Genomic DNA, 22,414 nt, shown 5'->3' with positions numbered 1-22,414 from the left:
ACCATGCATGTGTTCATCGCCGGCGCCAACGGGCAAATCGGGCAATATCTGTTGCGGGAATTGGCAGAGAGTGGTCATGAGGCCCGGGCTCTGGTACGTCATCCGGATCAGGGCCCTGAGTTGCAGCAACTGGGCGCTACGGAAACGGTACTGGGCGATCTGGAACAGGACTGCAGTGAGGCCATGAGAGGTTGCGATGCGGTGATCTTCACCGCGGGCTCAGGCCCTCATACCGGGCCTGATAAGACCATCGATGTCGATCAGGACGGTGCCATCCGGATGGTGGATACGGCCTGCGCCATGGGGATCAGGCGCTTTATCATGGTGAGCAGCATGGGGGCTGGAGCGCCGGAGAAGGGGCCGGAGAAACTTCGTCATTACCTTCAGGCCAAGCACAATGCTGATGAGCACCTGAAGAACAGTGGTCTGACTTACACGATTGTTCGGCCGGGCCGGCTGACAGATGATGAAGGCACTGGCAAGGTTGCGGTGAGTGCGGGATTGGAGAACTTCGGCCAGATTCCACGCCAGGATGTTGCACGGGTACTGCTGGCAGTGCTGGATTCAGATAATACCGCAAACCGGGTATTTGACGTGGTGTCGGGCGATACGCCGGTACCCGAGGCTATGGCAAAACTGTAACTTCCACCTATCAGCAATAGCCAGTCTGGAATTCGGACCGCTAGAGCAGACTCGATCTGATCATGTCGAACGTGTCCAGAATTCGCGCGACAAACTGGTCCTTTGGTCGGAAGCTGCTTTGGGTGCTGAGCGTAATGTCTTTTTGTAGATGATCAAGCAGTTTGTGCAGTCGCCTTCGGTGCAACCCCACCGCAGCCTGAACGGGATCGAAAATCACGCCGGATAAAGCTGCAAACGCAGCCAATGCGGCCATGACGGCAAGCATAACGCCAGCGGTTGTTGCCAATGAAGGCTCCGGTGGAAATAGGCTGTAGTACCAGCCGCCGATGGTTTCGCCCAGGATGAAGTCCCTGGCGGCCAGGGTTTTTGCCAGCATGGATGCGAGCACTACGCCCAGGCCAATGCCTCCCGGGGTAAACTTCTGAAAGGCAAATGCGCCCAACACCGTACAGGTAATGCTGTTGGAAATATCGGCGGAAGCCGTGCGGGTTACGCGATACTGACTGAGCGTGTCAGCTACCAGCGGTCCAATCAGCTTTTTGAATTGCGTGTGATTGATAGGGTCGCAGTCAGAGCGCTGATAGACAGCTTCCAGCTCTTCGATCAGGTAGCTCTCCAGCAAAGCTTTTTCGTGTCCATTGTTCAAAAGCTCTACCAGGATCAGGTGGGAGATATGCTGCTGTACCCGGGTGGTAAGACCGGCGGGCACGCGGTTGACCAGTCTATGGAACCAGCTCAAGCCTGAACTCTTTGGGAGCAGCATTTTCAGCACGCAGGCGAGAGCGTATACCGGCGCCCACAGCAGATTGATTGGCGCCCGAAGCATGTCCCATCCCAGCGCCTTCCGATTGGTTGCAATAGCACCCGGATAATGGAAATGTCGGTCGATGAACGCTGGTATCCGGGCCCGGCAATCGTCAAAGTAGCGCTCGACGGCTGACCGGAGTGCCTGTTCTACCTCGGCTTCGGAAGCGGTTTGTTCCTGCGTTTCGGGCATGGTTGGTTACATCGAATTCAGCACTGTTATTCTTCGATCAGCCTTTTGAACCATTCCACTCCGAAGCGTACACCAAAACCTTGCAAGTCTGTCGGGATGTGGGCCAACCCGCCCTTATGCGTGCCGGAGGACGCCATATCGACGTGTATCCAACCGATGTCTTTATCCACAAAACGCCCTAGCAGGCGCGCTGCATAGATGTGATCGCCGGGGCCTGTTGTTCGGCATTGCAGGGTATCGGCAACTTTTGATTCCAGGTCTTCGTCGTAATCGTCTTCATACGGAAACGGCCAGACTCGCTCTCCGCAACGCTCCCCGGCCTGGATTATGGGCTCCACCCAGTCACGGCGATTGGTTATGGCGCCGGCCATCCGCTGCCCCAGCGCGGCTACGACCGCACCCGTAAGCGTTGCATAGTCAATGATTGCCCGAGGTTTGCCTCGGGACACCAGTGCCAGCGTATCGGAGAGAACCATTCTTCCCTCGGCATCGGTGTTGATCAGTTCAATGGTGGTGCCATCCAGGGCAGTAACGACATCGTTGCATTTAACGGCCCGGGACCCGATGTGGTTTTCGGCAAGCGCGAGCCAGCAATCCACCGGTTGGGACAACTTCAGGCGGGTTATGGCCAGAAAGGCGCCAAGCGCAACGGCGCTGCCCTGCATATCGCCGTGCATGCCGAGCATGCTGCCGCTTACCTTCAGGTTGCTGCCACCGGTGTCGAAACAGATCCCTTTGCCTACCAGGGCGAGTGGTTTGCCCTGAGCGCCGTCGGGGCGGTACTTCAGGTGCAGTATGCCCGCGTCCCTGACCGGGCTGGCTTGTACAACGGAGAGGAATGCCCCGGCACCAAGCTTTTCCAGTTCATCCAGGTCGTAAAAATGGGTCTCCCAGCCTTCCTTTTGTGCCAGGGATTCGGCCAAATCCCGATAAATGCCTGGCGTCAGGTAGTTGCCTGGCAAATGGGTCAGCCATCGGGCCAGGTTGTTGCCTTCTGCGGTTGCTTCAACGTGCTTGAAGTCTGCGTGTTTAAAACCGGTGCCGTAAAAGTGGATGGCCTCAAGCGTCTTTGGCGTCGGGGAGGTGCCCGAAATGCGAGGCAGCTGGAACAGGCCGGCGTGAATTGCCGCCAACAGTGCCTCTCCCATAACGCCAGCAGCATGTTCATCATCCAAAAGGGAGATAACGGTCAGCTCTGACGGGCGCTCAGCCAGCAACGGTCCGATCGCTTTGCGGGCCAGCGTCAGAGCTTTGAAAGTCGATACACTCTCTGAGACAGAGACAGCCGCGGCACGCCCCCCGTGAGGGGTGGAGAAATGTACCGGGTTCTCGGTTTCCGGATACCTTGAGAGCATCCGGGTCAGAAAATCACGCCAGGGTGTCGATGCGATTGCACTGCGATCAGCATTCGGTAGCAGAATGACAATGCCCGTTGTCGGCTCGAATTCCCAGGAGGCGGGGGTGGCTTCCTCGCTTTGTATCCGTATCTTATGTAATTCCGGGAGTTCAGGCGTCATAGGTGGTTTCCTTGCGAAGTTTTCGTACAAATGGGCGGAGGAGACAGTTCCAGAACTGCACTCGCACTCCGCAGGTGGCTCACTGGGGGACTTTCTCGGGTGCCGGGGCTTTCTGCTTGCCCTGCTTACCGGAAGCCGATTTCCTTCGTGGCGGTTGCCGTCGCCTCCGGATTGCCGGGGTTGGAGGTGCCGGCTCGTTGCGCAGGTAGGCTCCGGGCGCGGGCTCTATCACGGGCAGATTTCCCTCTCCCGGATTGCGGGCCGCCACCTCGCCGCCACCGAACTGTTCAGCCCATGCCACCCAGTCGGGCCACCAGGAACCTTCAAACTGTTTGGCGTCTTTCAGCCAGTCGTCGGGATCCGGTGGGTTTGCCTTGTTCAGACGATAACCGTACTTCTTCTTCTCCGGTGGATTGATGATGCCGGCTATGTGTCCCGAACCGCCGAGGACAAAACGCAGTGGTCCACCCAGATTACGGGCTCCCTTGTAGCAGGAAATCCAGGGCGCGATGTGATCCTCGATAGCGGATGCGAAGTAGCTTGGAATTTTGACCTTTCCCAGATTGATCGGCGTGCCTGCGAGGGTAATACCACCGGGTTCGCGCAGCCGGTTGTTCAGATACATATTGCGCAGGTAAAAACTGTGCATGGTCGCTGGCATGCGAGTGGCGTCCGAGTTCCAGTACAACAGGTCAAAGGGTGCCGTGTCGCGCCCGAGAAGGTAATTGTTGACGAAAAACGACCATATCAGGCTGTTGGCCCGCAGCATGTTGAAGGCCGTTGCCATGGAGGCACCCTCAAGATAGCCCTGTTTGTTCATGGCCTTCTCGATTTTGGCAATAGAGTCCTCGTCAATAAAGACCTCCAGGTCGCCGACTTCCGAGAAATCCATCAAGCTGTTGAGAAAAGTCGCGCTTTTTACGCGGGCATCGCCGCGAGCGGCCAGCCAGGCGAGGGTGCAACCCAACAGGGTTCCGCCGATGCAGTATCCGACGGTATTGATTTCTCTCTCGCCCGTAGCCTGCTCGATCGCATCCATGGCGGCGACCGGACCTTCGAGCATGTAATCTTCAAAGCTCTTATGCGCCAGCTCCGGCCCGGGATTTACCCAGGAAACCACAAACACGGTATGCCCCTGTTCCACCCAATAGCGGATGAACGACTTTTTCTCACCAAGATCAAGAATGTAGTATTTGTTGATCCAGGGGGGGATCACCAGCAAAGGTCGGCGATGGACGCTGTCGGTCGTCGGCCGGTACTGGATGAGTTGCATCAGATCGTTCTGGAACACGACGTCGCCAGGGGTGTTGGCCAGATTGTCGCCCACCTCAAAGGCGTCCGGGTCAGACATGCGGAAGGGCATCGGGCCCTTGCCTTCGTCCAGATCACGAAGCAGGTTCGCCAGGCCTCGCAGCAGGTTTTTGCCCCGTGTCTTGACGGTTGTGCGCAATACTTCCGGATTGCTCAGGATGAAGTTACTCGGGGCGAGGGCATCGGTCATCTGGCTGGTAAAAAAGCGGACTTTCCGCTTATTGTGATCGTCCAGATCCCTGACATCGTCAATGGTGTCCATCACCCAGCGAGTTGACAGCAAATAGGCCTGTTTGACGGCATTGAAGGCTATGACGTCGTTCCATGCCTGGTCCCGGAAGCGGGGGTCGCCGGGTTCCGGCTCGGCCACGGCCAGTGGTTTCTTGCCGATACTGCTGGTCAGCAAGCCAGACCAGAACCGCGTGGCGTCTCGGGCCAGACGCATCTGCGCGAAAAGAAGCGTGTCCGGCTGGGTGGCAAGCTTGCCGGTCATGGTGACAAACGGTTTTGCCATGCTTTGAATGCTGGTGGGGTTTGGCGAGCCGCCGCGTAAACGGCGCATGATAGAGCGCTTGATCAGGTGACCACCATGCACGCTCGCTCGTGCCAGTGAGCGGCTTACCACGTCGGGTTCGAATTCAGGCGGTGATTGCTTTGTTATTGGTTTATCAGCCATGTTTTCACCCTCTGCCTTTCACGTGTTACATGTAAACGCCGCCGTTAACGTTGATCTGCTGGCCGGTGATGTAATCTCCTTCTGCGGCCAGAAAAACAACGGCGCGGGCAATTTCCTCCGGTTTGCCAAAACGACCCATTGGAACCCGGGCAATGATCTGTTCTCGAATATTCTCCGGGACCTGTGCCAGCATTTCGGTTTCGGTGAAGCCCGGGGCAATGGCATTGACCGTAATGTTGTGCTTTGCCATCTCCAGTGCCACGGTCTTGGTAAACGCGATAATGCCGCCCTTACTGGCCGCAAAGTTGGCTTGCCCGAAGTTGCCGGCCTGCCCGACGAAAGAAGTGATGTTGATGATGCGGCCCCACTGTTCCTGAACCTGACGCACCAGGCTCGGTGCCTCCGGCATTTTTGACAGGTCTGCTTTGAAGGCAAGTGCCCGGACGCCGGTCGCCTCGATTTCCCTGGCAACTTCGTCGCCCTCAGGCTGACGGGAGCGGTAGCCCGCTCTATTCGTTATTCCTTATTATTGATCACCTCATTCAAGCTAGCAGAGCACCTGAGTTGCGACAAGAAAATGTGAAGCCTGTCACGCTTCGCGGATGAATGTCTTGAGCCGGGGCGCAATGGATTCGCGCCATTGGCTGCCATTGAAGACACCGTAATGGCCAACACCCTGTTGCAGATGGTGCAGGCGTCTGGCGTCGGGGATATTCACGCACAGGTCATGGGCTGCCCGGGTTTGCCCGGGGCTGGAAATGTCGTCCTTTTCACCCTCAATCGTCATCAGTGCTGTCTTTTCGATAGCGGCGGGATTCACCTTTCGGCCACGGTGCATGAAGCAGCCCCGGGCAAGGTGAAACTCCTGGAAGACACGCTGGATAGTGTCCAGGTAATAGGTGGCCGGCAGGTCCATGACCGCAAGGTACTCGTCGTAGAACTCACGATGACGCCTGATCTTGTCGACTTCCTTGTCACGCATGGATTTGAACAGGCCCCGGTAGGCGTCAACGTGGCGGTCGAAGTTCATGTTCACGAATCCGGTCAGTTGCAGGAATCCTGGATACACTTTCCGCATGGCCCCCGGGTAGGGCGCCGGTACCGGGTGAACAAGGTTGCGCCGGAACCAGGCCAGATTGTGTTTGGTGGCCAGTTCGCAGGGTGCGGTGGGATCGATACGTCCGTCTATGGGGCCGCTCATGAGAGCCAGTGAGCGAGGCGTCGCCGGATTTTTATCTTCGGCCATGAGGGCGGTAGCTGCGAGCACCGGCACGACAGGTTGGCAAACCGCCAATACATGGGTGTCAGGCCCGAGCTGTTCAATAAAATCGATAACATAATCGATATAGTCGTCCAGCCCGAAGTCGCCAGCGGACAAGGGCACCCGACTGGCATCGCGCCAATCGGTGATGTAGACGTCGTGGTCTGGCAGCATTTCCTTGACGGTGCCGCGAAGCAGTGAGGCAAAATGCCCGGACAGCGGCGCAACGATCAGGAGTTTCGGGTCATCGGGCCGCGATACGCTGCGCTGGAAATGCTTGAGCTGGGCAAAGGGTTTGCGCTGGATGATGACTTCGCTGACGTCGACCTGCTCTCCGTCGCACACTGTTGAGTGCAGATTGAAAGCTGGTTTCGGGTAGCGCCGGGTCAAGTCGCCGAATACGCCATAGGCGGAAGCAATGCTGCGAGCACCTGGCAGATGGGACAGGGGGCTCAGTGGATGTCTGAGCAGTTTACTCTGTGCGTCTGTCGCCATACGCAAGGGCATCAACGCAGCGCGGCTCATTTCGTGGGCAAAATACATCATGGCACTGTCCTGCTTGAGTTCCGTCCACATTAGCACACTTCACTTCAAGGGCCGGAGATTAACGCAAAACTCAAGAGCCACCGATTTCCGCGCTCGATTTTTGAGACCCGATGCTGATGCAGATCCGGGCGAAACAGGTAAACCCGCCCGAACAGGTTGAAAATGTTCTTGTCGCAGATGAATTCGCCACCGGCTTTGGGTTTCACCAGCACACAATTGAGCTTGTATAGGCGGCCCTCGGAAATCATATCCAGGTGCGGCCCAACCTTGTGCCCCTCAGGGTATCGCACCAGGTAGATGTTCAGGCGCCTGGAGTGAAACAGGACCCGGGTTTTCACGTTCGCTGGCATTGTTGGCGTGGTTGCTCCTCAAGGACTTGACTGACAGTCTGCGTGGTTTGTTGTGCAGCGGTCAATCTTGCTCCAAACGGGTTTTTCCGCAAATCTGGCTGAACTACACTCTTTGTTCGGGACCAAAAAGGAGAATCGAATGAACGTCGCGTTTATCGGCCTTGGCATTATGGGTAGCCGCATGGCCACCAATCTGCTCAAGCATGAAGGGATCACGCTGACAGTCTTCAACCGGTCTTCGGAAGCCATGGTGCCACTCAGGAAAGCGGGCGCACAGGCTGCGGATTCTGCCCGGCAGGCGGTGGCTGATGCAGACATGGTATTCACCATGCTCAGCGCACCGGAAGTGGTTGAAAAAGTTGCCTTTGGTGATGGTGGATTCATTAATGCGATGGGTGAAGGCGCACTCTGGATTAACTGTTCTACGGTAAATCCTTCCTACACCCGGGAGTGTGCGGAGCGCGCCGACGACCGGGGGCTGCGTTTCCTGGATGCGCCTGTGGCAGGAACAAAAATGCCGGCCGAAACCGGTGAATTGACATTTCTGCTCGGTGGGGAATCGGCTGATGTGGAGGAGGTTCGGCCGCTGCTTGATCATATGGGCCAGAAAATTCTTCATGTGGGGCCAGTTGGCCAGGGCAGTGCTTTCAAAATGCTGGTGAATGCGCTGCTTGCCCAGAGCATGCTCGTGTATTCCGAAACCGCACTGCTGGGTGAGAAACTTGGATTCAGTCGGGATTTCCTGATGGATACGCTGCCGAACCTGCCGGTGACTGCGCCTTTTCTCAAGGGTAAGGCCGAACTCATCAAAGAGGGTGATTATGACCCGCAGTTTCCTCTGGAACTGATGCTCAAGGATTTACAGTTGCTGGATGTAACGGCTTACGAACACAAACAGCCGCTATTCCTGGCCAGTCTGGCCAAGTCAGTCTATGGTCAGGCCAACAACGCGGGGCGTGGCCGCGATGATTTTGCAGCGGTGTTCGAATACCTGGAAAAGCTGCATTAGGTTTTTGATAGAGAGCGGATTCTGAACAGTGGCCAAGGCTTCGGGTTTTCGAAAACTATTGCACTACCTCTTGCTGATCTTCGGTGGCGCGATAGCGCTGATTCTGTTGGTGATGCTGCTGTTCCGGTTTGTGAATCCGCCTACTTCGGCATTTATCCTGGGCTACCAGTTGTCGCATTCCCAGAGTTCTGTGGCCCATGAGTGGGTGCCCATGTCCGGCATTTCGCTCTGGATGCCTCTGGCGGTGGTCGCCAGCGAGGATCAACGGTTTCCGCATCATGTGGGCGTGGATTTTGCTGCGATTCGACAGGCGCTGTCGGAGTATCGGGCTGGCGAGGGGCTTCGAGGGGCCAGCACCATTACCCAGCAGACCGCCAAGAACCTCTTTCTCTGGAATGACCGCAGTTTTATCCGCAAGGCCATAGAAGCGGCGATGGCTCTGGGGCTGGATTTTCTGTGGCCAAAACAGAGGGTGCTGGAGGTGTACCTGAATATCGCTGAGTTCGGGCCCGGCATCTACGGGGTTGAGGCAGCCAGCCAGACTTATTTCGGCAAGCCCGCCCGCTATCTTTCTGAGTATCAGGCCGCCCTGCTGGCGGCTGTGCTCCCGAATCCCAAGGTTTTGAGCGTGGCCTCGCCTTCTTCCTATGTACTGGAGCGTACAGGCTGGATTCGGCAGCAGATGGCGCAGCTGGGGGCGGGGTATCTGCGGGATCTTTAGGGTCTTGTCCGTGTCCGGTTCAGGCCCGCCGGCGGCTGGATGCCACCAGCGAACCCAGAACCACCAGCATCGCCGCCAGCGGAAGCCGCCAGTCTGGCGCGGCAATGCCGGCCAATACCAGGAACAGAGCGGCCAGCACTGGCACCGCGTAAGCGAGGCTGCCCACCAGGGCCGTAGGGCCTTTCCTCAACGCCAGATCCCAGGCCACCATGGCGAGGCCGTATGGCCCCAGGCCCAGGGCGACACCAGCGGCGAGCGCGGTTCCTGAAGGCAGCGCATGGGCAGAGCCGGAAACGGTATCTGCGGCTGCCGCTCCGGCGGCTGCCAGAAGGAACAGGCCCGGCATTACCGGCGCGATCGCCACGGGTGTTGCCTGGCAGATCCACGAATACAGGGCCCAGCAGGCCCCGGCCAGAAGAGCCAGCCCGTAGCCGGTCAGGTTGCCTGAGGAACCATTGCTCAGAACTTCCGGACCCAGCAATAAGGCCGCACCGGAAAAGGCGATCAACGCTCCCGCGATTACCGGCAGGGCAATCCGCCGATGGAAAGCCCACTGGCTGATCAGGATGAACATGACCGGCCAGGTATAGGTGATCAGTGATGCCTCTGCAGTAGGCGCAATGCTCAAACCTACCAGATAGGCGCCGACTGCCCCCAGTACCAGCAACGGCACAAGCCCGAAAATCACCAGTTTCCATTGCCAGGACACTTTCACGGATCTGTGCGCTTCGCGGCCCCGGAAACTCATGGGCAGCACGGCCAGTGCGCCACTGATCAGGGCGATGGTCGTAAGCTGGAAGGGCGGGATGGACTGGGCTGCATCGACCAGCAAGGGGGCCATCGCCCAAAGCACAACGGCAACCAGAGCCGCGATGATGCTCAGGATGTTGGGCAGACGGATGGTCGCGTCAAGAATCCTCATGGGCAGTCCTCTTTTGCTGGTGTGTTGCGATCTGACAGTGGGAGGATATACTCGGTTTAAGCATCACAAAAACAACAGTTTTTGATCAAAAACATCACAGGAGGTGATGATTTGCGTCCCCGGATTCTCGATCTGAACGTGCTGCAAACGCTGGTGGCCATTGCCGATACCGGAACGGTTACCGCGGCGGCTGACCGGCTTGCTTATACCCAGTCAACCGTAAGCATGCAGTTGCATCGCCTGGAAGCCTTGTTGGAGGTGCCCCTCCACGAGCGAGAGGGCCGGCGTATACGGTTCACCTCAGAGGGTGAGCAGCTGATCGGCTACGCCCGGAAGATGCTGGCCCTGAACAACGAGGCACTGGATTCTCTGCGGCAGCGCCGGGTTTCGGGGCAACTGAGTCTGGGCATTCCGGAAGACTATGCGTTTTTACTGACCTCCGTTCTTTCCCACTTCAGCCAGCTATTTCCGGCGGTTCAGCTGCAGGTTATCTGTGGCTCCAGTGTCAGGCTGCTGGAGCAGGTGCAGGCCGGTGAGCTGGATCTGGCGGTTGTGACCCGTCAGACCCGCTCTCCCGGTGGCGAGGTTATCCGGCGGGAACCACTGGTTTGGGCCGTGGGTGCAGAGAAACAGCCATCCCTGACCGATCCGATTCCTCTCGCGCTTTACTCCCCGGGTGCCGATGTTTTCCGGGAGGTGGCCGAGCAGGCCCTGCTTGCTGCGGGCCGGCAATGGCGTCTGGCTTATTCCAGCCAGTCCATGACCGGGCTGATGCCTGTTGTTGTGGCCGGATTGGCGGTAGTACCGGTAACCCGCGACATGCTCACCCCCCAGTTACGTGTCCTGGACGAGAGAAGCGGTATGCCGGCCCTGCAATCCATCGAGATGGCCCTGCACCGGCCATCGGGCCGCCCCACTGAACCTGCCCGGCAGATGGCGGAGCTGATTCGGGAACATCTTGCGGGAGATGCCTGACCGGCCTCCGTGTTAGGCTGGATTTAATGTGCGAAAACTTCCCAAGAGAGCTGAATATGATCAAGGAGCTGACGCTTCATAATCGCGATCAACAGGTCATTCAAGCGATCAACGAGAACAACGCCGAGCTTGATGCACCGGCCCGCAAGAAAAAGTTTGCGGCAATGGCTGAAGCGCCCTACCGGTTTTTCCGTGGTACCAGCCATCTGTTCTGGCAGGACATGTATAACGATTGGCGGTTTGCTCTGTTTGGCGGGGTGGCCGGCACCCAGACCTGGATACAGGGTGATGCCCATGTCTGTAACTTCGGCGCCTTCGCCAATCACGACGGCGAGGTGATTTATGGGCTGGCTGGAACTTGACGGTGCAGTCTTCTCGGTCAGGGAACGGTCGCCGTTCAAAGATGACTTTCCGACCGACAAATTTGACAAGAAGAAGCACTTTTTGAAAATGGCAGGCACCTGGGGCGAGGTTCTGGCCACCGAGCACAAGCGCGCCAGCCGCTCAGTTAATCCGGATGAGCCCTTTTTGTTTGACCAGACCCTGAAACAGCTGACAAAAGACCGGGAAAGCGAATTCGTTACCCTGGTGTCGGCGATTGCCACCCACTATTCGGAATGTGTAGCGCAGGATTTCCAGACATTTCTTGACGCCTTTGCCCCGTCCACCAACTGACAGGATTCGACATGAAGAAGATCCACATCGACATTGTTTCCGACATTGCCTGCCCCTGGTGTGCCATTGGCTATGCCCGCCTGGAGCGAGCCATGGAGCAGCTGGCCTCTGAATATGAGTTTAGTGTTCAGTGGCATGCGTTTGAACTGAACCCGGATCACAGTGGAGAAGGAGGGCCGATCCTTCCCGCTTTGGCCCGAAAATACGGGCGAAGTGAGGAGGAGATGCGCGCGACCCAGAGCCAGATGATGACCATTGCGAAAGATCTCGGTCTTAACTTTGAAAGAATGCAGGAGCGCTTCACCTGCAACACCTTTGACGCCCATCGATTGGTGAAATGGGCCGGCGAACAAGGCCGCCAAACGGAGATGAAACAGGCACTGTTTGACGCCTATTTCGGCCGTGCCGAGGACGTCTCAGACCACCAGAACCTGATTCGATGCGTCGACGGCCTGGGGCTGGATTCGGCAAAAGCCCGGGAAGTGCTGAAGTCGGATGACTACGCCAAAATGGTGCGGGAAGACGAACTCACATACCAGCAGGCGGGTGTTTCGGCGGTGCCGGCATTTATCATTAACGGCAAGTATCTCATCTCCGGAGCCCAGGAACCGGATACACTGGTGCAGGCGTTTGAGGAAATTGGTACAAAGTCCGAGTGAACTGGAGACGTCATGCCGAAACCTTCCGAAGTCCAACAGCGGGCCAGACTGGCGCGGCTCGACAAGTTCAGCCGGCTGACGGAGAGCAGCATCGGTATCCCCTTTACCAGGATTAGGGTTGGTGCGGACGCGGTTATCGGCTTGTTGCCGGTGGTGGGTGATGCGGCCGGTCTGATCCTGTCCGGCTATGTGCTGCTTGAGGCGCAGCGGGCCGGCGCCAGTAAGGCGGTGAAGCTACAGATGCTGCGCAATATGGGCATCGACTTTGTCGGTGGCCTGTTGCCGGTGGTGGGCGATGCCTTTGATGCCGTGTACAAAGCCAACACCCGTAACACCCGCTTGCTGAGAAACTACCTGGAAAAGGAATTGGCGATTGAGCCACCCCCACCGCCTTTCCCCTGGATGACCGTAATCTGGCTATCGATTCTGTTCGCTGTTGTTACGGGTGGGCTGGCGCTGGTTCTATAGAGCGGCCGGGATTCCTCTGACGCTTTTAGTCGACTCAGTGTCGTATTGGTTCCTTCCTTAAAACTCAAAGACGGCCACATTAGGGCTATCAACAACCCGGCAAGGGGGAGATAGCAATGGCTGTTAAATTCGAGCAAGCACTTCTGGATTATCCACAACAACGGGCCGGTGCTGCACGCCACCCTGACAGCGTCGACCAGTCTGATCGACGTGTTCCCATCAACCTGCGCCAATCTGGCCCCACTCCGGTGGAGATGCTGATTTCCACGCGGGTCCGCAAGTCGCCGTATTGGCATCTGGCCTATGAGGCCGGTTGTTGGCGGGCGACGGTCTACAACCGTATGTACCATCCCCGGGGCTATGTTCGACCCGAAGACGGTGGTGCCATGCTGGAGTACGAGTCGCTGATCCACGACGTCACCATGTGGAACGTGGCGGTTGAGCGTCAGATCCAGGTCAAAGGCCCGGATGCAGAACGCTTCGTGAATTACGTGATCACCCGGGATGCGACCAAAATCAAGCCCATGCGTGGCAAGTACGTCATTCTGTGCAATGAAGAGGGCGGCATCATCAATGACCCTGTTCTACTGCGGATCGCCGAAGATGAGTTCTGGTTCTCGCTTTCTGACAGCGATCTGGAGCTCTGGATGCGGGGCGTAAACATCGGCATGGGCTTCAATGTCACCATCGCGGAAATTGATGTGGCACCGGTGCAGATTCAGGGCCCCAAGTCCGAAGCGCTCATGGCCGATCTGTTTGGCGAAGCGGTTCGGGGCATTCCCTACTACGGCTTGATGGAAGGCCAGGTGGCCGGCCACGACGTGATTGTTTCCCAGACCGGCTTTACCGGAGAGAAAGGCTACGAGATCTACCTCAAGGAGGCGACCAAATACGCCGAGGATCTGTGGTACACCGTGCTTGCCGCCGGCGAACCCCACAACCTGCGGGTTATAGCGCCTGCCCACCATCGCCGGATTGCCGCGGGCATTCTGTCCTGGGGGCAGGATGTGGATCAGGAAACCCTGCCGTTCCAGTGCAACCTGGCCTACCAGGTGCCGCGCAACAAGGAGGCCGATTACATCGGCAAGCAAAAGCTTGAGAAGGTCCGTGAGCAGCTGGATGCCGGTCGTCCGCCTTTCAGCCACATCATGGTGGGCATCCGCTTTGGCGGTAGCAAGGTGACCGATTACTCCAATGATTTCTGGCTGATCAGCGGCCCGGATGGCGGCGAACCGGAAGGCTATGTTACCTCCCCCTGGTACTCGCCGGAACTTGAGACCAACATCGCGCTGGCTTACGTGCCGTTTGACCTTCGAGCTGTCGGCACGCGGCTGACCGTGCATCTTCCGGTGGAATACGCCGCCGCGGACGGCTCAACCGCTGTGGAGGCGGAGGTGGTGGAAGTACCCTTCCGGCCCTCGGTGAATCCCAACGCCCGCGAAAGAGCCCGGGCCAAGGGAATCGACTTCGCCGATTAACAGAACGGGAAGAGCCGGCGATAGCAGCTGTCGGGTAAACACCGTTGGCAATGGGGTGCGCGGTTTATGACACTGGTGAGCGAAAGGCAGGCATTCAATCGGCCCGATGAGGAGGCAGCAGAACGGTTTCGTGATCTGGTGCGCTCGGCGTCCATCGAGGCGACACCCCGCCAGATCTTGACGACAGAGCATCTGCCGGACCTTCTGCCGGCGCGCACCTGCGTTTACGTACCCTTCCTGCCCAGGGGGCAGTTCAGGGACACGCTGGAAGCCTCCCGTCGTCTGCTGGCTCTGGGTATGCAACCAGTGCCGCATGTGCCTGCCCGAATGGCCCAGAGCCGAGAGCAGCTGCGGGACTGGTTGGCCCAACTGAATGAAAGCGGGGTGGACCGTTTGCTGCTGATTGCGGGCGACAGCGATGCGGTGGCCGGGCCTTTCCCCGACACCCTGGCCGTGCTCGAATCGGGGTTGCTGGCCCAGTTCCGGTTCCACGGTATCGGGGTTGCGGCTCATCCGGACGGGCATCCCATGGCAGATCGGGCAACCCTGACACAGGCATTGAGCATCAAGCGTGACTACGCCCGTACGACCGCCACGAGACTCTGGGTGGTTACTCAGTTCACCTTCGATGCCGAGGTGGTGATTGACTGGCTGCAGGGCCTGGGCAACGTGCTCGAAGAGGTGCCTGTCTATATCGGCATGGCGGGCCCAACGCGGGTTAAAACGCTTATCGCTTATGCAGCCATGTGTGGGGTAGGCGCATCCGCACGTATGCTGCTTCGTCGCCCTGGCAGTGCCCGGATGCTGGGTGCCTGGAAACCCGACGATTTGGTCCGGGCACTGGTGCGGTATTGCCTGGAAAATCCGGAGACTCTACTGCGCGGCATTCATCTGTTTCCGTTCGGAGGCCTGCGCCAGTCAGCGCAATGGATTCGGGATCACAGTGGGTCCTTTGAGGACAAGAGGGAGGCAGTGCCATGAGTCTTCAGTACAATAAACTGACACCCGACACGCCAGCGCCGGCGGAGTTTCTGCCGCCGGGTACTCCGGATATCGAGATTGCCCGTTCGGTCCAGCCCCAATCGATACTTCTGCTGGCGCAGCAGCGTTTTGGCTTGCCGGCAGAGAGCCTGGTGCCCTTTGGCCACTACAAGGCAAAGCTGGACATGGCGTATGTGGATACGTCCGACTCTGCCCCCAGAGGCAAACTGGTGCTCGTGACCGCCATTACACCGACGCCGGCGGGCGAGGGGAAAACCACAACCAGTGTCGGGCTGAACGATGGCCTGAACCGGCTGGGTGTCCGCTCCTCCGTGTGTCTGCGGGAGCCGTCCCTGGGGCCCTGCTTTGGCATGAAGGGTGGGGCTGCCGGCGGAGGCCGGGCCCAGGTGATTCCAATGGAAGACATCAATCTGCATTTCAATGGTGACTTCCATGCCATTTCAACCGCTCATAATCTCCTGGCTTCGCTGATTGATAACCACATGCACTGGGGAAACGAAGCCGGCCTGGATCCTCGCCATGTGAGCTGGCGACGGGTTCTGGACCTGACCGATCGTTCCCTGCGCAACGTGGTATCCGGGCTGGGCGGCGCCGCCCATGGCGTGCCCCGGGAGACCGGGTTTGATATCACTGTGTCTTCCGAGATCATGGCGATTCTGTGCCTGGCGGACGGACGTGCGGATCTGAAGCAGCGGTTGGGAAATATTATCGTTGGCCGGCGGCCTGACATGTCGCCGGTGACCGTCCGTGACCTGGGCGTGGAAGGTTCGCTGACCGTGCTGTTGAAGGACGCGTTACACCCGAACCTGGTGCAGAGTCTGGAGCATAATCCGGTGTTTATTCATGGCGGCCCCTTTGCCAACATCGCCCACGGATGCAATTCCGTCACCGCAACCCGCGCTGCCCTTGCGCTGAATGACGTGGTGGTTACCGAGGCCGGATTCGGCGCCGACCTGGGCGCGGAAAAGTTCATTGATATCAAGTGCCGGCACACGGGCTTGCGCCCGGATGCCGCGGTGGTGGTCTGCACCATTCGGGCCCTTAAAATGCAGGGCGGCATTGCCCGCAGCCAACTGGCGATTCCCGACCTGGCGGCGCTGCGCAGGGGGGCTGCCAATCTGGAGCGGCATATCCGCAACCTGCAGCAGTTTGGTCTGACTCCGGTGGTGTGCATCAACCGCTTCCCGGATGACGCCGAGGAAGAGATGGCACTGGTCCAGTCCATCAGCGAGGAGTTGGGCGTGCGGGCAGTGTCGGCCGACCACTGGGCAACCGGTGGCGAGGGCGCCACCGAACTGGCCCAGGCGGTGCTGGACCAGATGGATGAGGGCAAACCGGAGGTGAAATTCCTCTATGAGGACAGCCTGCCCCTGGCGGACAAGATCCGGACCATTGCCACCCGTATTTACCATGCCGGAAGCGTTGAGTTTACATCGATCGCCAAACGACAGCTGGAGGAATACGAGAGCCTGGGGTTCGGCCACCTGCCGGTGTGCATTGCCAAGACCCAGTACAGCTTCTCGGTGGACTCGTCGGTAAAGGGCGCCCCGTCCGGGCATATGCTGCCTGTCAGGGAAGTGCGGCTGGCGGCCGGAGCCGGATTCGTGGTGGCGGTCTGTGGCGATATCATGACCATGCCGGGGCTGCCGCGGCGGCCTGCCGCTCTGGACATTGCCCTGGACGACAACGGCCTCGTGGTGGGGTTAACCTGAGACCGGGTGCCCGGGGGAATCCTCAAAGGTTCCGTAGGTGGGCTCGGTCCGGGCCCGTTTCAGGGCTTGCAGGGAAGCAGACGGCAGGCTGGCCATGGTGTCGGTCAGCGGACCATCAGAGCTGACCGGCGCGAAGGTTTCCATCCGTTCATATTTGGGAGCCCGCCCCATGGTCTTTCGGTAGCAGCGACTGAAGTGAGTGGCGGAGACAAAGCCGCACATGGAGGCAATCTCGACAATGGAACAGGACGTCTGCTTGAGCAACCGGCGCGCCCGGTTCAGGCGCACCCGCAGGTAATAGCGCGAGGGCGTGCACCCCATATGCTTCAGGAACAGTCGTTCCAGTTGCCGGCGAGAGATTCCGGCCAGGGTTGCCACTTCATGCAGTTCAATCGGCTCTTCGATATTGGCTTCCATAAGCTGGGCCGCTTCCGCCAGCTTGGGTTGCGCCCGGGCCAGGCCCGGGTGCATGGGCATGGGCTGTTGTTCCCGTTCCTCCCGGACCCGGTCGCAGACAAACATGTGGGAGACAGCATTGCTCAGTTCCTGGCCATGCCGCCGGCCCAGGAAGCTGAGCATCATGTGCATGGGTACAGTGCCACCGGTGCAGGTCATGCGTTCACGCTCGACGGTAAACAGGTGGTTGTTGGTCTGAACCCTTGGAAAGTCTTCCTGCATGGCTTCCAGACATTCCCAGTGGGCACTGCAGGCATAACCGTCCAGCAATCCGGCACTGGCCAGTACGTAAGGCCCGGTACAGACCGCCCCCATCAGGACATGCCGCCGCGCCATCTGTTTAAGCCATTGGACTTCATGGCGTGAAAAACTGCGGGTGACATCAATGCCGGCAACAACAATGACCAGGTCGAGGCTGTGCTCCTCCTGAAGGGAGGCATCCGGAACCATGGTGATGCCGTCACTGGCGCGGGCGTAGCCGCCCTCGGCGGTAAGCAGCTTCCAGGAATAGAGTTCGGTGCCCGCCAACTGGTTGGCCACCCGCAGGGGTTCAACCGCAGTGGCAAGGGCAATCAGGGTAAAGTTGTCAATCAGCAGGAAGCCGACCCGATAGGGCTGCTGGCTGGGCCTGTCCGATTGCGAGCCGGTATCAGTGGTCATAAACAACCCCCTTTGCCCTGCCTGGGCCAGTTGCGCCGGCCAATACCCGGGATGTCCGTACCGACCACCACAACCTGAACACTAGCTGTTGTATCTGGGTCGTGCAATAAGTGATCAGTTCTATACTTCTTTCATTCTATGATGGGGGCGGATATGCGGATGGTCCACATGCGACACGGAGCACGCCAGGATGGACTCAGCGCGACCTGTCCCGCTGTCGGAAATCATCGTTTCCGTGTCGCCACAAAGCATGTGATTGGCCTCGATTAGCGCTACTGTTGAATCACGTTCTTCAACAGGAGACTCACAGTGGCAGTCAGTCTGTTTGAGCTGTTCAAGGTTGGTATTGGCCCCTCCAGTTCGCACACGGTGGGGCCCATGGAAGCGGCCAGAAGGTTTGCCGGGACTCTTGTGAAGGAAGGTCTGCTTTCTTCCGTTGGCCGGCTTAAGGTGTCCCTTTACGGGTCGCTCGGCGCTACCGGCAAGGGGCATGGCACCGGCCCTGCGATAATGATGGGGCTGGAAGGTGAGCGACCAGACACGATTAACCCCGAGGTAATGCCGGCCCGCATTGAGCAGATCCGCAACTGTGGAACCCTCTCCATTGAAGGGCAGCGGGCCGTTCGGTTCCGTGAAAATACCGATCTGGTCTACTACCGCCGCAAATCACTTCCCGAACATCCCATCGGCATGACCTGTCAGGCGTTCGGCCGGGATGGACAGTGTCTGTACGAAAAGACCTATTATTCTGTAGGCGGCGGGTTCGTGGTGGATGCAACCGCTGACGGCACCCTTAAAGTTCGCGAGGATGCCACCCCGCAGCCATACCCTTTCAGCAGTGCCAGGGCGTTGCTGGCGCTGTGCCGGGAACACGAGCTGGCCATCGCCGACATCATGTATGCCAACGAACAGGCCTGGCGCACGCAAGATGAGGTGCGTAGTGGCATCCTGGCACTATGGCAGGTCATGCGGGAGTGCGTGCAGAAGGGCGTTCAGCATGAGGGCGAGTTGCCCGGTGGCCTCAAGGTTCGGCGCAGGGCCGCGTCCCTGTATCGGTCGTTGATGGACAAGCAGCGGGTGGATCTGATTTCACCCTCCCTGAGTGCGCTGGACTGGGTGAATCTTTATGCCCTGGCCGTGAACGAAGAAAACGCCGCCGGCGGGCGGATTGTGACAGCGCCCACCAATGGCGCCGCAGGGATTATCCCGGCGGTACTTCACTATTACTGGGGGTTCTGCCCCCGGGCGGACGAAGACGGCATTGTGCGTTTTATGCTCACTGCTGGCGCCATTGGCGTGCTGTTCAAGGAAAATGCGTCCATATCCGGAGCCGAGGTGGGCTGCCAGGGCGAGGTGGGGTCGGCCTGTGCCATGGCCGCAGCCGGACTCGCAGCGGCGACGGGCGGCTCACCGGAACAGGTAGAAAATGCCGCGGAAATCGGCATGGAGCATCATTTGGGCATGACGTGCGACCCCATCGGTGGGCTGGTGCAGATTCCCTGCATCGAGCGCAATGCCATGGCCTCGGTGAAGGCTATCGATGCCGCCATCATGGCCCTGAGGGGAGACGGCAAGCATTACGTTTCCCTGGACAAGGTGCTGCACACCATGCGGGAAACCGGTCGCGATATGCTGGATAAATACAAGGAAACCTCCAGGGGAGGCCTTGCGGTCAACATCATCGAGTGCTGACCGTCGCGCCTCTTCGCTGAATCCGGTCAGGATTTGACCCGTTCGTTGTCCGGATCAAACAGCGCCCGGTAACCCACCGCTTCGATGCGGACCGGGTAGTGTTCCTGAAAGTATTCCAGGGTCAGTTCACGGCCTTCCTGGGCGTACTCGGCTGGGATGTAGCCCAGCAGGATGATCTTGCCCACCGAAGGCCCCCAGGCCACACTGGTGTTGTAGGACCGGCGCCCGTGGCTATCCACCAGCACTTCACCGGTTTGCGGATCCAGAATCGGCCACTGGCCGACCGGATAGCGCAGAACGCCATTTGCATCGCTGTGCTCTGCCATGGTCATGGTGCACAGGTAGGCCGGTTGCCGGGATAATCCCCGCTGTTCCAGGTAAGCGGTTTTGCCGTGGAAATCCGCTTCCTTGACCTTGGGCCGTTGCAAGCCCGCTTCGTAAAGGTTGTATTCTGTTTCCAGGTCCACGTTCTGTAGCCGCAGGCTTTTCTCCAGGCGCCGGGTGTTGGCGTAGGTTTCGATGCCCACCGGCGTAACGCCCGCATCATAGAGCAGGTCCCAGATTCTCAAACCATAGCTGAACGGGAAATAGAGCTCCCAGCCCTGCTCGCCAACGTAGGATATCCGGAAGGCCCAGACCGGAACGCCCTGGATGTTAAGGTCCTGTGCAGTGGCGAATGGGAAGTTGTCTGCGGACAATTGGTTCGGGTCGGTAACAAACTGCGCCAGTGTCTCCCGGGCTTTGGGGCCCCAGAGTCCCAGGGTCGCCAGATCATCCGTGCGGTCCCGCAACTGGATGTTGTCTAGCCCCTTCTCCCGGGCCATGCGGGTGATCCAGCAGTAGTCCCGGTGGCCGGTATCGCCGCCGCAGACGACTCGATAGTTTTTCTCGCCCCGCCGAATGATCGTCAGGTCTGAGCGCACGCCCCCGCGGCCGTCGAGGAAGTGGGTGTAGACACCTTTGCCGTGGGGCGTGGTGTCACCTACTTTGGCGACCGACAGGTATTCCAGCAGCGATTCCGCGTCGTCGCCAGAGATGTCAAAAATGGCGAAATGGGAGAGATTGATCATGCCCACGGATTCGCTCATCTCCAACTGCTCGGCGTTGGAAACCTCCCAGAAATGCCGGGCGTCCCATTCGTGCTCTCGTACTGGTATTCGGTCGCGGTATTTCGCCAGCAGAGTAGACTCGTTGGCCGCATACCCGTGGGCACGCTCCCAGCCAGCGGCCTCCATGAAGTAGGCGCCCAATTCGACTTCTCGCAGGTAGAACGGGCTGGTTCGCATCTTGCGGCCGGTAAGGTAGGGCTCCCGCGGGTGAACCGCAGGGGTGTAGATCTTTTTCGCCGTTTCGTAGCAGCGGTTGTACACGAAGTCCGGGGTTTTCTGCAGTGGGTAATGGCGGGCGATATCGATACTGTGGGGATCCATCTCTGGGGAGCCATGGGTCATCCAGTCCGCCAGTATCTTGCCGGCTCCGGGACCGTCCTTGACCCAGACTGCCTCACAGAACCACAGGTTTCTAACTTCCGGGGATTCGCCCATCAGTGAACCGCCATCCGGCGTGACCGAGAGCAGACCATTGAACGAGTGTTTCTCCTCCCACCCCAGCTCGCCGAGGATCGGAGTCATCTCAATGGCCTTTTCATAGGCGTCCATGACCTGGTCCAGTGAAAGATCCCGCATTGAGGGGGACATCCGCGCATCACCGGGCTCCGCAATGGCACCGGGGTATACCAGCCGTGGGTTCTCCGCTTCGTAATAGCCCCATTCGATACGGCCGCCTTCGGTGGTGGTTGGGTCGCCGGTGTCCCGCACATAGGCGGAGTTGCCCTGGTCGCGGAACAACGGATAAACGATCTGCTTGCCGGTGCCATTGAGCTCTTCGTAGGGGCCGAAAAACAGCAACGGATGCTCCAATGGCATCAGGGGCAGGGGAGCGTTGGCGGTGTTGGCCATCAGGGGCCCCCAGATGCCCATGGAGAGAACCACGTACTCGGTCTCAATGTAGCCCTTGTGGGTCTCAACGCCGCGCACCCGGCCGTCCTGGACATCAATGCGGATGGCCGGTGTGTAAGCAAAGGCCTGCAGTTTGCCGGTGGCCACGGCTTCTTCCACCAGGTCGCCGGCAACACTCTGGGAGCGGGGCACCACCAGCCCGGCATCCGGGTCCCACATCGCGCCCTGTATCTGACTTTCGTCCAGTAATGGAAACAGCTCCTTTGCCTGTTTGGGCGAGATCATGCTGACATTGGTGCCGAACGCTTTTCCGGAACCCACCTTGCGACGAAGCTCGTCCATTCGCTCGTCGTCATCAGAACGGGCCACTTCCATGCCGCCGCATTTCACGTAATTGCCGCGTTTTTCATAAAACGCCTGGCTGTATTTGGTGGTGTATATGTTCAGCTTGTCGTGGGAGGTGGTGAAGCAGAAATCCGAAGCGTGGGAGGTGGAACTGATATCTGAGGGAATGGCGGATTTTTCCAGACCCACGATGTCATCCCAGCCCTGCTCGATCAGGTGGTGCGCTACCGACGAGCCAACGATACCGCCCTGGCCAATGATGACAACTTTTGCCCGTTTCGGTAGTTGTGCCATGTTTGGATCCCCTTTACCTGCAATGAACGCCACCATGCCGCATACCGGGCAGGGCCTATAGTCAATGTGGCTCTAATTGCTCAGGGCA

21 protein-coding genes are annotated in these 22,414 nt (G+C 58.8%); 12 read left to right on the top strand and 9 right to left on the bottom strand.

Annotated features, from left to right (window positions below; translation table 11 throughout):
• Positions 1 to 3 precede the first annotated feature (3 nt).
• On the top strand, positions 4 to 642 hold the full coding sequence (locus msub_RS10650; RefSeq protein ID WP_048495998.1) for an SDR family oxidoreductase: 639 nt from the start codon (positions 4 to 6) through the stop codon (positions 640 to 642).
• A gap of 40 nt (positions 643 to 682) precedes the next feature.
• Here msub_RS10650 and msub_RS10645 read toward each other — a convergent pair whose 3' ends face one another.
• The 6 genes from msub_RS10645 to msub_RS10620 all read right to left on the bottom strand — a co-directional run bounded on the left by msub_RS10645 (position 683) and on the right by msub_RS10620 (position 7,300).
• Complete coding sequence (locus msub_RS10645; protein WP_048495997.1) at positions 683 to 1,639, bottom strand: DUF6635 family protein; 957 nt, start codon at positions 1,637 to 1,639, stop codon at positions 683 to 685.
• Positions 1,640 to 1,665: 26 nt separating this feature from the next.
• Positions 1,666 to 3,156, bottom strand: coding sequence for a M17 family metallopeptidase (locus msub_RS10640; protein ID WP_053077950.1), 1,491 nt, complete (start codon positions 3,154 to 3,156; stop codon positions 1,666 to 1,668).
• A 79-nt stretch (positions 3,157 to 3,235) separates the two neighbouring features.
• Positions 3,236 to 5,143, bottom strand: a complete 1,908-nt coding sequence (locus msub_RS10635; protein WP_048495996.1) for a PHA/PHB synthase family protein — start codon at positions 5,141 to 5,143, stop codon at positions 3,236 to 3,238.
• 25 nt (positions 5,144 to 5,168) lie between these two features.
• Positions 5,169 to 5,552 (bottom strand): SDR family oxidoreductase, encoded by a 384-nt coding sequence (locus tag msub_RS10630; RefSeq protein ID WP_227506700.1) that lies wholly within the window; start codon positions 5,550 to 5,552, stop codon positions 5,169 to 5,171.
• Between the two features lie 180 nt (positions 5,553 to 5,732).
• Positions 5,733 to 6,980, bottom strand: a complete 1,248-nt coding sequence (locus msub_RS10625; protein ID WP_227506699.1) for a polyhydroxyalkanoate depolymerase — start codon at positions 6,978 to 6,980, stop codon at positions 5,733 to 5,735.
• Between the two features lie 14 nt (positions 6,981 to 6,994).
• Positions 6,995 to 7,300 carry a 2OG-Fe(II) oxygenase gene (locus msub_RS10620; RefSeq protein ID WP_048495995.1) on the bottom strand — a complete coding sequence of 102 codons (306 nt, stop codon included), beginning with the start codon at positions 7,298 to 7,300 and terminating at the stop codon, positions 6,995 to 6,997.
• A gap of 139 nt (positions 7,301 to 7,439) precedes the next feature.
• Here msub_RS10620 and msub_RS10615 point away from each other — a divergent pair, with 139 nt between their 5' ends.
• Both msub_RS10615 and mtgA read left to right on the top strand, forming a co-directional pair.
• On the top strand, positions 7,440 to 8,309 hold the full coding sequence (locus msub_RS10615; protein WP_048495994.1) for an NAD(P)-dependent oxidoreductase: 870 nt from the start codon (positions 7,440 to 7,442) through the stop codon (positions 8,307 to 8,309).
• Between the two features lie 28 nt (positions 8,310 to 8,337).
• Positions 8,338 to 9,030, top strand: coding sequence for a monofunctional biosynthetic peptidoglycan transglycosylase (gene mtgA, locus msub_RS10610; RefSeq protein ID WP_048495993.1), 693 nt, complete (start codon positions 8,338 to 8,340; stop codon positions 9,028 to 9,030).
• A 19-nt stretch (positions 9,031 to 9,049) separates the two neighbouring features.
• Here the strand turns inward: mtgA and msub_RS10605 are convergent, their stop codons facing one another.
• Positions 9,050 to 9,952, bottom strand: coding sequence for a DMT family transporter (locus msub_RS10605; RefSeq protein WP_048495992.1), 903 nt, complete (start codon positions 9,950 to 9,952; stop codon positions 9,050 to 9,052).
• Between the two features lie 111 nt (positions 9,953 to 10,063).
• Between msub_RS10605 and msub_RS10600 the strand changes: the two genes are divergently transcribed.
• The 8 genes from msub_RS10600 (at position 10,064) to msub_RS10565 (ending at position 16,921) form a co-directional block, all read left to right on the top strand.
• Positions 10,064 to 10,927, top strand: a complete 864-nt coding sequence (locus msub_RS10600) for a LysR substrate-binding domain-containing protein (protein WP_048495991.1) — start codon at positions 10,064 to 10,066, stop codon at positions 10,925 to 10,927.
• Positions 10,928 to 10,983: 56 nt separating this feature from the next.
• Complete coding sequence (locus msub_RS22140; RefSeq protein WP_048495990.1) at positions 10,984 to 11,289, top strand: DUF2252 family protein; 306 nt, start codon at positions 10,984 to 10,986, stop codon at positions 11,287 to 11,289.
• Positions 11,270 to 11,602 carry a DUF2252 family protein gene (locus msub_RS22135; protein ID WP_048495989.1) on the top strand — a complete coding sequence of 111 codons (333 nt, stop codon included), beginning with the start codon at positions 11,270 to 11,272 and terminating at the stop codon, positions 11,600 to 11,602. Before msub_RS22140 ends, msub_RS22135 begins: the two co-directional genes overlap by 20 nt.
• Before the next feature lie 11 nt (positions 11,603 to 11,613).
• Entirely contained in the window at positions 11,614 to 12,261 is a 648-nt protein-coding gene (locus tag msub_RS10585; RefSeq protein ID WP_048495988.1) for a DsbA family oxidoreductase, read from the top strand.
• Positions 12,262 to 12,273: 12 nt separating this feature from the next.
• Positions 12,274 to 12,729, top strand: coding sequence for a DUF4112 domain-containing protein (locus msub_RS10580; RefSeq protein WP_048495987.1), 456 nt, complete (start codon positions 12,274 to 12,276; stop codon positions 12,727 to 12,729).
• Positions 12,730 to 12,845: 116 nt separating this feature from the next.
• The gene (locus msub_RS10575; protein ID WP_048495986.1) at positions 12,846 to 14,207 is read left to right on the top strand and encodes a glycine cleavage T C-terminal barrel domain-containing protein; all 1,362 of its coding nucleotides are present in this window, start codon (positions 12,846 to 12,848) and stop codon (positions 14,205 to 14,207) included.
• 66 nt (positions 14,208 to 14,273) lie between these two features.
• On the top strand, positions 14,274 to 15,188 hold the full coding sequence (locus tag msub_RS10570; protein WP_048495985.1) for a methylenetetrahydrofolate reductase: 915 nt from the start codon (positions 14,274 to 14,276) through the stop codon (positions 15,186 to 15,188).
• On the top strand, positions 15,185 to 16,921 hold the full coding sequence (locus tag msub_RS10565) for a formate--tetrahydrofolate ligase (RefSeq protein ID WP_048495984.1): 1,737 nt from the start codon (positions 15,185 to 15,187) through the stop codon (positions 16,919 to 16,921). Before msub_RS10570 ends, msub_RS10565 begins: the two co-directional genes overlap by 4 nt.
• Here msub_RS10565 and gbdR read toward each other — a convergent pair.
• Positions 16,913 to 18,037, bottom strand: coding sequence for a choline metabolism transcriptional regulator GbdR (gene gbdR, locus msub_RS10560; RefSeq protein ID WP_048495983.1), 1,125 nt, complete (start codon positions 18,035 to 18,037; stop codon positions 16,913 to 16,915). The two genes, msub_RS10565 and gbdR, sit on opposite strands and share 9 nt — an antisense overlap.
• Positions 18,038 to 18,346: 309 nt before the next feature.
• On the opposite strand from gbdR, the gene msub_RS10555 reads away from it, so the two are divergent.
• The gene (locus msub_RS10555; protein WP_048495982.1) at positions 18,347 to 19,729 is read left to right on the top strand and encodes an L-serine ammonia-lyase; all 1,383 of its coding nucleotides are present in this window, start codon (positions 18,347 to 18,349) and stop codon (positions 19,727 to 19,729) included.
• Between the two features lie 26 nt (positions 19,730 to 19,755).
• On the opposite strand, the gene msub_RS10550 is transcribed toward msub_RS10555, so the two are convergent.
• Positions 19,756 to 22,326, bottom strand: a complete 2,571-nt coding sequence (locus tag msub_RS10550) for a GcvT family protein (RefSeq protein WP_048497060.1) — start codon at positions 22,324 to 22,326, stop codon at positions 19,756 to 19,758.
• Between the last annotated feature and the right edge of the window lie 88 nt (positions 22,327 to 22,414).

This window comes from Marinobacter subterrani (assembly GCF_001045555.1).
Lineage (GTDB): Bacteria > Pseudomonadota > Gammaproteobacteria > Pseudomonadales > Oleiphilaceae > Marinobacter > Marinobacter subterrani.
This window is presented reverse-complemented; position numbering and strand designations above follow the sequence as displayed.